The sequence below is a fragment of the Vibrio sp. LB10LO1 genome (assembly GCF_010092875.1).
GTDB classification, from domain to species: domain Bacteria; phylum Pseudomonadota; class Gammaproteobacteria; order Enterobacterales; family Vibrionaceae; genus Vibrio; species Vibrio campbellii.
The window spans coordinates 65995-76968 of record NZ_JAADJW010000026.1; the positions used below are offsets into that span (position 1 = coordinate 65995).

Consider the following 10974-nt stretch of genomic DNA (forward strand, 5'->3'; position numbering starts at 1 on the left):
CCCTCAATTTCTATTCTTGGATGACGACAAGATCATCGCGATGAATCACTTCTGAGCCGTAGTCATGACCCAAAATAGAGATGATATCTTTACTGTGCTTACCGGCGATTTTCGCGAGGTCTTCACTTGAGTAGGCGCTGATACCACGAGCAACCAGTTTGCCGTGAGAGTTTGTTACGCGCGCCACTTCGCCACGAGCAAAGTCACCGCTTACCTTAATAACGCCTTTTGCAAGCAGGCTGCTACCTTTGCCAACAACCGCATTCACTGCGCCATCGTCAATAATGATGTCACCAGATGCCGCAGGGCCCGCTAAGATCCAGCGTTTACGGTTTTCTAGCGCTTCTTCACAAGGAAGGAAACGCGTGCCTTGTGGCTCTGAGCTCAATGAGTCAAAGATAACATTTGGTGCACTACCTGCTGCGATAATCACCTCAATGCCTGCACGTCGAGCGATGTCTGCCGCCTGAAGCTTAGTTGCCATGCCGCCAGTACCTAGCGTTGTGCCGCTACCACCCGCAATCTTACGCAAAGTATCATCGATGGTTTTCACTTCTTTGATCAGTTCGGCATTTGGATCTTTACGAGGGTCTGCGGTAAACAAACCTTTTTGATCTGTTAGCAGCAGTAATTTGTCTGCACCACACAAAATCCCCACCAAAGCAGACAAGTTATCGTTGTCACCAACTTTGATCTCGTTGGTTGCTACCGCATCGTTTTCGTTCACGATAGGAATAATGTCGTTTGCAACCAGAGCATTGATGGTGTCACGCGCATTTAGGAAACGCTCGCGATCGTCCAAATCCGCGCGAGTTAGCAGCATCTGACCAATTTTGATGCCATAAATGCCAAACAAAGACTCCCATGTTTGAATCAAACGGCTCTGGCCCACAGCAGCAAGCAACTGTTTGCTCGCCATCTCGTTGGGCAGTGCGGGGTATCCAAGATGCTCACGGCCTGCTGCAATCGCACCAGACGAAACCATTACTACTGAATGGCCTTGTTTTTTTAGCTCAGCACATTGACGAGCCAGCTCTACCATATGAGCACGGTTTAACGCCAAAGTGCCGCCTGTCAGCACACTTGTACCCAGTTTCACAACGACGGTCTGTGGTTGCGAAACAACTGCATTCTGTTGATTCGTTGTCATGATGTCTTCTGAAATGAAAAACAAATAAAGAGTGGATGTTTTAGCAATCAAATGGGGATTTAACAAGCAGAAAAGGTGCGAAAACGCACCTTTTTGTCTTATCGAGGAGGAAAACAGCCAAATTAGGCGAAATCAAACGATTCAGTGTGATATTCCACTTCCAGTTTGAAATGCTCAGCTACTGTGTCTGTCAGCTTCTGGTGGAAGGTACTCTGCGTCAGGTACACTTCTTCCGTCACCTTGGCGGGTAGTGGTTCTGAAGTCCAATCCCCTTCTTTGTTGTATTTACCAATATGGTATTTTGCCGTAAAGCCACCTTCGATGGACTCCAAGTCCATCCACCAGCCCCAAAATTCACGTTTTTCAGGTGACTTTTTATCGTCTACACAGACTGATAAACAGTCAAAATAGTAGTGACCTTCTTGTGATTGTGGTTCGCGCAGGTATGGACCTATTGCCTTCAACTTTGACATCAAGCGAAAGTGAGTCGGTCCCTGTGTCGTCTCTGACATAAGAATCTCCGTTTCCATAGTAAGGATATTTAGCTATCCAAGAATGATTATTATTTTTAATTATCATGAGCTTATTTTTTGCTCACATATATCACTCTTAACTAAATTAGGAGCTTTGTCACCTTAATAATTCCTCCTCCAACCACTTTATGGCTAAATCGAGGGATTGCTCATACCCTTTTGTAATTGTCTTGGAACTGATTTTCTTCGCCTGTCCATACTGGCTAAACAGTGCAACAAGTTGGTTGTCACTATGAGGAGAAACTGGGTCACCTTCTAGGCTCAAGGCGAGAATAGGCACCTTGGTTTTACGGCTGGTCAGGAAGCCTTGCACCTTCAAAGACCACGCCATCATTTGGCCTGCCATGCTATTGATGTCGACAGCATTTTTACCTAAGCGAGAAGCGAGTAAATCTAGATACATCTTCGGCATTTGCTGCAACTTCTTCGGAGAAGTAAACACATCATGCACTGGCGCACCTAAAGCAACACACGCTTTGATCTTCTCTTGCTCAACGAAAGAAAGACGAATCATGGCATTGCCACCAAAGCGGAAACCAATCAAACCTACCTTATGATGATCAACCCAAGGCAGTGAGAACAGCTCATTCAAAACCGCTTGGTGAAGGCAACTGGAGTTTTCCGTCAAAGGCCAATGCGAGCTATGACCAACCGAAGGCATATCAATGGTCAACATCGCAATGTCTTTTGGCGCAAGGTGATTGCGGAACAAACGCCACATATCAGTTTGTAAACTGTCCAAGCCCGCACTCACCATCACGACCGGTAACTGTTTGTCGGTGCGTGGCAGATGCAAGTTCGCGATGATCTTGCGCTTCTGGTACGGAATCTCAATCTGCTTGATCACATATTGCGTTTTCTCAGAACCTTCGGTGTAGGCTTTGTTCGCGAGTACTTGCGCTTGCGTCGCCAAGTTGTCGTTTTTCAAATGCGGATAGCCAGCGATACTGAAACATAACGAAGCGGTAAACAGCTCATCTGCCGCCTCTTCACCTTTCATCTCATTCGAGCGACGTTGGTGCTCCATACCCAGCTTGATCCACTCAAATGCCCAGTTACCACTGTGGTATCCCATAACGGTATCGAGCCACTTATCTTCGGTGCGAGAGTGCTTCGATGATGCAATTTTAGCGAGAACCGCTTCCATTTCGATCGGTGATAACCCTTGCCACGCCCATTGAAGACGTCTCAAATGACGATACCAAGCACGCTCGCCATGTTCTTCTCGCTCATCAAGAATTTTTTGGCTGGTCGGCATGTATTGAGTAAGTGCAGAGGTTTCTTTCGCTTGCTTGTGTTTCACGAACAAAGTTTCGGAAAGGTTTTTACTGACGTCTTCTGACATAGGAAGAACTCTAAGCTGGTTGCAATAGCGTAATAATAATAAAAAAAATGCCCCTATAAAGGGGCATTTCTCAATATTCTTGTGCAAACTTATTTTTGTTTGCGATTCACTGGCTCAACAAACTGGATAGACATATCCCAAGGTTGCTCGATCCAAGTGTCTTGAGCGATGTCTACTACGTAATCGTCCAGTAGCTCAACACCTGCAGGCTTAGCACATACTGCGATAAGCTTCGCTTTCGGGTACATTTCACGTAGCTTGCGTGCTGTGTCACCGCTATCTACTAGGTCTTCAACGATTAGGAAACCTTCGCCGTCACCTTCTGGTGCTTTAACTACTGTCATATCACGCTGGTGATCGTGGTCGTAGCTAGAGATACAAATAGTATCAACGTGACGAATACCCAGTTCACGCGCTAGGATTGCACCAGGAACTAGACCACCACGGCTTACCGCCCAAATACCTTTCCATTGCTCAGCTGGCATTTGCTTCTCAGCCAGTTCACGGCAGTAAGACTGCATCGCATCCCAAGTGATAATGAATTTTTTACTCATTGTAATAACCTAATAATTTCAAAATATGCATCCCCTCTGCTTAGTTGATGGCGCTGAATTGGACTCAACAAACTAAACTTTCCACACCAGAGGAAATGGGGGTTTCAAGCTACGCAAACGATTATTCTACCGAAAGCCATGGCTAATACCAACGCTGATATCAAATTTCTCCGTCTATTACGCAGAAAAATCGAATTCGGTGAACAACACAAAACAGAGAAGTGAATGAATTCACTTAGAAACGAGTCACAAACGATTCGTTCTTAAAAGGTCCGTTCTCAAACGATCCTTGCTCAAGCAATCCGTTCTCAAGCAATCCGTTCTCAAACAATTCTTTCTCAAACAACTCGCAAACAAAAAGCCAGTGTGAGTTTTGGCTCACACTGGCTTTTTAAGATTACGGGAATTAGCCCAGAATGTACTTCGCGATGAAGATTGCAGACATCACCCACACGCTCATCGACACTTCACGGCCTTTACCACTAAACAACTTAATCGCAGCGTAAGCAATGAAACCTAGCGTGATACCTTCTGCAATCGAGAAAGTCAGAGGCATTACCAAGCACGTTACTACCACTGGCGCTGCTTCTGTTAGGTCACGCCAGTCAATACCAACAAGGCCAGAAAGCATAAGGATTGCTACGTAGAATAGCGCACCAGACGTTGCGTAAGCTGGAATCATACCCGCTAGTGGCGAGAACAATAGAGCTAGAAGGAACAATACACCAACAACCACAGCCGTGAGACCTGTACGGCCACCAGCTGCAACACCAGAAACACTCTCGATGTATGAAGTCGTGTTTGATGTGCCTAGTAGCGCACCCACTGATGTTGCTGTTGAGTCAGCAAGTAGCGCTTTGTTTAGACGAGGAATGTTGCCGTTTTCATCAGTTAGGCCTGCTTTTTGCGAAACACCAACTAGCGTGCCTGCAGTGTCGAACAAGTCAACGAATAGGAAAGCAAACACTACCGAGATCATGCCAACTTCGAACAAACCAGAGAAGTCTAGCTGCATGAAGGTTGGTGCGATGCTTGGTGGAGTCGACATGATACCGCCCCACTGAACGTCACCGAAGATAAGGCCAAGAATTGTCACACCTAAGATAGCAATCATAACCGCACCTTTCACACCACGGTGAACCAACGCAATCGTCATGAAAAAGCCAATCGCAGCAAGTACCGATTGCAATGACGTAATGTTACCCATTGAAACTAGCGTTGCTGGGTTGTCTACTACGATGCCTGCGTTTTTCAGTGCGATGAACGCCAGGAACAGACCGATACCAGCAGAGATACCAGTGCGTAGAGAAAGAGGAATCGAGTTGATGATCCACTCACGAATCTTGAACACGCTCAAGACAATGAACAGCAAGCCAGAGACAAATACAGCAGCTAAAGCTACCTGCCATGTGTAACCCATGCCCAACACAACAGAATAAGTGAAGAACGCGTTTAAGCCCATGCCAGGCGCCTGAGCGATTGGGTAGTTTGCTACCAAGCCCATGATGAAACAGCCAATCGCTGCAGCAAGACACGTCGCAACGAACACGGCACCACGATCCATACCAGTATCCGCAAGGATAGCTGGGTTTACAAAGATGATGTAAGCCATAGTTAGGAAGGTAGTGACACCTGCGATGATCTCAGTGCGCACGTTGGTGCCATTTTCACTAAGTTTAAAGAGCCTTTCGAGCATGATCGAATCCTGTAAAAGGTAAAAAGTAAACGGTTGCGTAATCGATTGGCTCGAATTATAAAGTTATCAAATAACAAATTCCAGATAGAATTTTCACTCTAATGGGATTTTTTTCGCTGGATATGAAACCTATTCGCTAGTGTTTTAAACAAGGCAAGAATTTAGATCTTAATAAACAACAACTAACAGAATTGTATTTTGTTCGGCTCAACGTGTACAAACTGAGCAATGTATTAAACTTTCAAACGTAAACCTGAGGTTTTGGACGTTAAATACCCACAAAATTAGTCAGAAAATGAAATAAGTTGAAGATGCGTTAGTAGAATGGAAGCTTGGTGGCGAGAAAGTAGTCGAAGTTTGATACTGCAGATAAAAAAACGCCACTCAATTTGAGTGGCGGTGAATCATGTCAGCACTATGCACTGAAAAAAAATTCCAATTTATAGGGGTGAACAAACTTGTTCGAGTCACATGCGTTGGCTTCAATTAGTAACCAAAGCTTGTTGGGTATACAAAGTTACCGGTGTAAACAGATTTGCTGTTCCAGAACATTGCACTTGGTAAACCTTTCATAAATATCACCTTCTAAATCAATTAATACTGTTAATTTGGTTGATTTCTCGGTTCCTTGGAGGCGATAAACGGACTCATCCTTTGAGCATTTCATTCTTCTCTCAGAAGCTGGTTACAAATATACCACTGAGAAATTTAATTACAAGCATTTTAGTGACAAGAATCACAAAAACCTGATAAATTGATCTTCATCAAGAATTAACTGTAATTAAATTACAGTTTAGTAAATTAAAAATTAAACAAACTTTCAATTCATACTAAGAGCGTTGCATTAGCGTATTAGGTTGTGTTCATAATCTGTGACAGTTCAAGGGCAAATCCTTTTCACCACAACTACTAGAACGGCTTTTGTGGTGGTATGCTGAGGGCAATTCCAAGCCAATACCGATTAGCATTTACTGCTAAACACTCATTAAATTTACGGTTTAAATTTGGCAAAGCACATCAAAGGAGTCTTCCGTGTCTGAATTCCATTCTGAAATCAGTACCTTATCACCTGCTCCACTTTGGCAGTTTTTCGATAAGATTTGTTCAATCCCTCACCCTTCTAAACATGAAGAAGCACTAGCACAGTACATTGTTACTTGGGCGACAGAGCAGGGTTTTGACGTACGCCGCGATCCAACTGGCAACGTGTTCATTAAGAAACCAGCGACGCCGGGCATGGAAAACAAAAAAGGCGTTGTTCTTCAAGCGCACATCGACATGGTGCCGCAAAAGAATGAAGATACTGATCATGACTTCACAAAAGATCCTATCCAACCATACATCGATGGCGAGTGGGTAACAGCAAAAGGCACAACGCTTGGTGCGGACAACGGCATTGGTATGGCTTCTTGTCTTGCGGTTCTCGCTTCTACTGAAATCAAACACGGCCCTATTGAAGTACTGTTAACGATTGATGAAGAAGCTGGCATGACAGGTGCATTCGGTCTTGAAGCGGGCTGGTTGGAAGGCGACATCCTTCTAAACACTGACTCAGAGCAAGAAGGCGAAGTGTACATGGGTTGTGCTGGCGGTATCGACGGCGCAATGACATTCGACATTACACGTGATGCCATCCCAGCAGGTTTTGTGACTCGTCAGTTAACGCTGAAAGGCCTAAAAGGTGGTCACTCTGGTTGTGACATCCACACTGGCCGTGGCAACGCGAACAAACTTGTAGGCCGTTTCCTAGCAGGTCACGCACAAGAATTGGATCTTCGTCTTGTTGAGTTCCGTGGTGGTAGCCTACGTAACGCTATCCCTCGTGAAGCCTTCGTTACCGTTGCTCTACCAGCAGAGAATCAAGATAAGCTGGCAGAGCTATTCAGCTACTACACTGAGTTACTAAAAACTGAGCTTGGTAAAGTTGAAACCGACATCGTGACTTTCAATGAAGAAGTAGCAACAGAAGCACAAGTGTTTGCGATTGCAGACCAGCAACGTTTCATCGCTGCGTTGAATGCTTGTCCAAACGGCGTAATGCGCATGAGTGATGAAGTTGAAGGTGTGGTTGAAACGTCACTTAACGTTGGCGTTATCACAACAGAAGAGAACAAAGTAACGGTTCTATGCCTAATTCGCTCATTGATCGACTCAGGTCGTAGCCAAGTTGAAGGTATGCTTCAATCAGTAGCAGAACTAGCTGGTGCACAGATCGCTTTCTCTGGCGCTTACCCTGGTTGGAAACCTGATGCAGATTCAGAGATCATGGCAATCTTCCGTGATATGTATGAAGGCATCTACGGTCACAAGCCGAACATCATGGTTATCCACGCGGGTCTTGAGTGTGGTCTATTTAAAGAACCTTACCCGAACATGGATATGGTTTCTTTCGGTCCAACCATCAAATTCCCTCACTCTCCAGATGAGAAAGTGAAGATTGATACCGTTCAACTGTTCTGGGATCAAATGGTTGCACTTCTAGAAGCAATTCCAGAAAAAGCGTAATCCTAAACAGATTCCATAAATACGAAAAAGGGTGCCGAGGCACCCTTTTTTATTGCGAGCTTGCTATTAAAAGCACTTCGCACATTATGCACGAGTTTGCGCGTATGCCGCTAGCTCATCCATAGAAGTCTTAGCAACTACTTCACCATCGATGTAGTAAGTCACGAAATCACCTTCACGAACACCCATAAGTGTTGCTTTTTCACCGTTGTTGTAAGTGATGTCCATTTGAACTGTGTTCTCGTCGATCTGTTGCATCTGACCTTGCTCGATAACACGGTTGTTCGTTAGAGGACCAACTGGTGCTGTTGTTAGTGATTTATCTAACTGGTGGTTTACGTCGATGTAAGTGTCCATCTTCTTATCAAAGATGTGTGGCTTACCGTTTAGCGGGTTTTTACCAGTCCAGAACTCTAGAGAGTTGAACACGATGTAGTCAGCCGCAATAGCAACACCGTAAACTGGCGCCATTAGCATGTTTAGACCACCACGAGCGTAACGGTTGTCAACAGCTTTCAAGTTGAAGCCCATAACGTAACCCGTTACTGCGTTGCTGCCTACACAGCCAGAAAGAGAAACTGCCACTGCAGTTAGTGCGCCAATTTTAGCGATCGCCTTTTTCATTATAACCTCTAGTTAAATAGTATTAGGTCAAAAATTCGGCGAGGATATTAGCGGATAAAAACCATAGGTAAAAGACAGTTTTTCTCGAAAAAAATATTAGTATTAAATTTAAAACAGCCTTATTTTTGTGATGAATATGACAACTTAAAACACAGCGTACAGCTACTCAATTAACACAAGAAATTGCCAAATACACTTACACAAGCCATACATTTGGTGAATTTTTAATCTTTTCAACAAAAATTATTGTTCGTGACATTAAGAAGAATGATTAGTGTGATTTTGAACCAGTTGTTACATTGTTGATAACGTATTTGACAGAGATGGTTTATGGCCAGAAGTAAAAAAAGCAAAGTATTTGAGCTGCTCGGGCATCAAGTACAACCAGGACAACGACTAGAAACCGAATTTGAAGCTGCACAGCTTTACACGCACTCACCGCTTTCTATTCCAGTGGAAATCATCCATGGTAAACAAGAAGGTCCAGTGCTAATGGTGAATGCGGCGATCCATGGTGATGAGCTTAATGGCGTAGAGATCGTTCGTCAGATGATCAACCAATTGGATCCAGCAAAGCTGAAAGGTACTGTGATTGCTGTACCTATCGTAAACGTGTTCGGCTTTATCCATAAATCGCGTTACCTACCAGACCGCCGTGACCTAAACCGCTGCTTCCCAGGTAGTGAGAAAGGTGCGTTGGCATCACGTATGGCGCATGGTTTCTTCAATAACATCGCTAAACGTTGTGACTACATTTTGGATCTTCACACGGGTGCAATTCACCGTACTAACCTACCTCAAATTCGTGCGAACTTGAGCAACCCAGAAACACTGCGTATCGCAAAAGCGTTTGCAACACCAGTGATCGTAGACTCTGCTCTACGTGACGGTTCTCTGCGCAGTGAAGCTGAAAAGTGCGATATCCCTGTTTTGACGTATGAAGCAGGTGAAGCACTGCGCTTTGATCCACTGTCGATCAGCGCTGGTGTATTAGGTGTTCAACGTGTCATGCAAGCGATCGGCATGCTGCGTGCGAGCCGTAAGAAGCTGCCAGAGCCAATCATTGCCAAATCCACCAGCTGGGTACGCGCATCTGGCAACGGCATCCTACGCACTGTCGTGAACTTAGGTGATAAAGTAGAAGAAGGCGAAACGCTCGCTTACATCAGCTCACCGCTTGGCCATGACGAACTAGAGCTGTTGGCACCAAAAGGCGGTATCGTTATTGGCCAGCAAACACTGCCACTCGTTAACGAAGGTGATGCTATTTTCCATATCGCTTACTTCAAGCAAGACGACGAGATGGTTGAGCAGACGGTAGAGAGCTATATTGAAGAGCTAACTGAGTTTGATGTCGACCAAGTGACCACTGGCCAAATACCGCTAGAAACTCAGCAATAATTCTCAACGAATGAACTTAAGCCCAGATAGACAATCTGGGCTTTTTTATATCCATACTTTTAAAAACAAAAGGTTGGACCAGAAGTTTACATAAAGCATTCACACAACAAATCAATTGCAATAATTCTCATTCACAACTAGGGTATCTTCCTTTTGCTTGTGAACCACTATGAATAATACTTATAAACAACTTCTTATTGCAGGAGCCATCTTGCCCTGCTTAGCTCACGCTCAACCATCTGGAGAGATTGCTGAGTACTTACAAGAACAAAGCAACCAACATCAAATCGAAGATCACTATGCTCAAAAAGTCCACGATGGTTTAAATCTTGATGCTAAGCCAGATATGATTGCGTGGAAAAACGATGAAGCACCTACTGGATGCCAATATGCAAAAGGTGAGATTACCGAGGCAAGAGATTACGACTACGGTGAAGCTACCGATTTGTCAGATGGATTACGCCACATTGATTTGCAGCCCGTTCACACACCTAAAAAGCTTCGCAAAGATCATGCGTACAATACGGCTTCATCAGGAAATTCAATCAAACTCTCAATATCCTCTGATTGCCTATAAATACCGCAAATAAAAATGCCCCGAGATAAACTCGGGGCATTTTCAAATTCATTGTCGATGGTTCCAATCACCATCAAACACACTGCGATTATTCTTCGTCAGTGTCTACGTCTGCTTCACGAGCTTTACGAGCTTCTTCTTTACGAACTTTTGCCGCTAGTTGCTCTGCTTCACGCTCTTGACGTTGTACTGCTTTACGCTCGTTACGAACTACTTGGTTTTGTACAAAACCTGCTAGTTCCTGCTCAGCCCAAGCTTGTGCTTTCTCTTCGCTGTCAAAACCAGTTTCACGTTTTGATACTACTACTTTACGAGAAGTCACCTGACGAGTGATCTCTGCGCTCCAACCGTTACGTTTTTCAGTTACGCGGATAGCAAATTTTGGATTTTTAGCCATTTCTTTCATTTCCTAAGGGATTAATCAGGGATTCGGTCAACTTGATAACTCCATCTAAGCTGAGCTGTTTAACACCATCCCTTGGTAAGCGCGGTATTAGAGCATAAAAGTTAGCGAAACGCTGCAAGTTTTTTATAGGAGACGGGAGACGGGAGACGGGAGACGGGAGACGGGAGACGGGAGACGGGAGAC

10 protein-coding genes are annotated in these 10974 nt (G+C 44.6%); 3 read left to right on the forward strand and 7 right to left on the reverse strand.

Annotation, left to right across the window (positions count from 1 at the left end):
* Nucleotides 1-10: 10 nt before the first annotated feature.
* The 5 genes from proB to GXP65_RS17780 form a co-directional block, all read right to left on the reverse strand.
* Entirely contained in the window at nt 11-1150 is a 1140-nt protein-coding gene (gene proB, locus GXP65_RS17760) for a glutamate 5-kinase (protein WP_005424865.1), read from the reverse strand.
* Nucleotides 1151-1272: 122 nt separating this feature from the next.
* Nucleotides 1273-1662 (reverse strand): sigma factor-binding protein Crl, encoded by a 390-nt coding sequence (gene crl, locus GXP65_RS17765; protein ID WP_005424873.1) that lies wholly within the window; start codon nt 1660-1662, stop codon nt 1273-1275.
* Between the two features lie 118 nt (nt 1663-1780).
* Complete coding sequence (gene frsA / locus GXP65_RS17770; RefSeq protein ID WP_045370427.1) at nt 1781-3028, reverse strand: esterase FrsA; 1248 nt, start codon at nt 3026-3028, stop codon at nt 1781-1783.
* An 89-nt stretch (nt 3029-3117) separates the two neighbouring features.
* Entirely contained in the window at nt 3118-3582 is a 465-nt protein-coding gene (gene tet(34), locus GXP65_RS17775) for an oxytetracycline resistance phosphoribosyltransferase domain-containing protein Tet(34) (RefSeq protein ID WP_005424848.1), read from the reverse strand.
* Between the two features lie 406 nt (nt 3583-3988).
* Nucleotides 3989-5278, reverse strand: coding sequence for an NCS2 family permease (locus GXP65_RS17780; RefSeq protein WP_005424863.1), 1290 nt, complete (start codon nt 5276-5278; stop codon nt 3989-3991).
* A 1032-nt stretch (nt 5279-6310) separates the two neighbouring features.
* Here GXP65_RS17780 and GXP65_RS17785 point away from each other — a divergent pair.
* Nucleotides 6311-7783 carry an aminoacyl-histidine dipeptidase gene (locus GXP65_RS17785; RefSeq protein WP_162093383.1) on the forward strand — a complete coding sequence of 491 codons (1473 nt, stop codon included), beginning with the start codon at nt 6311-6313 and terminating at the stop codon, nt 7781-7783.
* Between the two features lie 84 nt (nt 7784-7867).
* Here the strand turns inward: GXP65_RS17785 and GXP65_RS17790 are convergent, their stop codons facing one another.
* A complete protein-coding gene (locus GXP65_RS17790; RefSeq protein WP_038891647.1) occupies nt 7868-8407 on the reverse strand; it encodes a DUF3332 domain-containing protein in 540 nt (179 codons plus the stop codon).
* Between the two features lie 330 nt (nt 8408-8737).
* Here GXP65_RS17790 and GXP65_RS17795 point away from each other — a divergent pair, with 330 nt between their 5' ends.
* Together GXP65_RS17795 and GXP65_RS17800 are read left to right on the forward strand one after the other, a co-directional pair.
* Entirely contained in the window at nt 8738-9808 is a 1071-nt protein-coding gene (locus tag GXP65_RS17795) for a succinylglutamate desuccinylase/aspartoacylase family protein (RefSeq protein WP_005424857.1), read from the forward strand.
* Nucleotides 9809-9977: 169 nt separating this feature from the next.
* Nucleotides 9978-10385: a hypothetical protein gene (locus GXP65_RS17800; protein ID WP_038891645.1), complete on the forward strand. Its 408-nt coding sequence runs from the start codon at nt 9978-9980 to the stop codon at nt 10383-10385.
* An 88-nt stretch (nt 10386-10473) separates the two neighbouring features.
* Here the strand turns inward: GXP65_RS17800 and GXP65_RS17805 are convergent, their stop codons facing one another.
* On the reverse strand, nt 10474-10782 hold the full coding sequence (locus GXP65_RS17805) for a DUF3622 domain-containing protein (RefSeq protein ID WP_005424867.1): 309 nt from the start codon (nt 10780-10782) through the stop codon (nt 10474-10476).
* Between the last annotated feature and the right edge of the window lie 192 nt (nt 10783-10974).

Bases quoted from the DNA above. Each gene is read 5' to 3' on its own strand.
- proB (WP_005424865.1), bottom strand. From the start codon at position 1,150: ATGACAACGAATCAACAGAATGCAGTTGTTTCGCAACCACAGACCGTC.
- crl (WP_005424873.1), bottom strand. From the start codon at position 1,662: ATGTCAGAGACGACACAGGGACCGACTCACTTTCGCTTGATGTCAAAG.
- frsA (WP_045370427.1), bottom strand. From the start codon at position 3,028: ATGTCAGAAGACGTCAGTAAAAACCTTTCCGAAACTTTGTTCGTGAAA.
- GXP65_RS17780 (WP_005424863.1), bottom strand. From the start codon at position 5,278: ATGCTCGAAAGGCTCTTTAAACTTAGTGAAAATGGCACCAACGTGCGC.
- GXP65_RS17790 (WP_038891647.1), bottom strand. From the start codon at position 8,407: ATGAAAAAGGCGATCGCTAAAATTGGCGCACTAACTGCAGTGGCAGTT.
- GXP65_RS17795 (WP_005424857.1), top strand. From the start codon at position 8,738: ATGGCCAGAAGTAAAAAAAGCAAAGTATTTGAGCTGCTCGGGCATCAA.
- GXP65_RS17800 (WP_038891645.1), top strand. From the start codon at position 9,978: ATGAATAATACTTATAAACAACTTCTTATTGCAGGAGCCATCTTGCCC.
- GXP65_RS17805 (WP_005424867.1), bottom strand. From the start codon at position 10,782: ATGGCTAAAAATCCAAAATTTGCTATCCGCGTAACTGAAAAACGTAAC.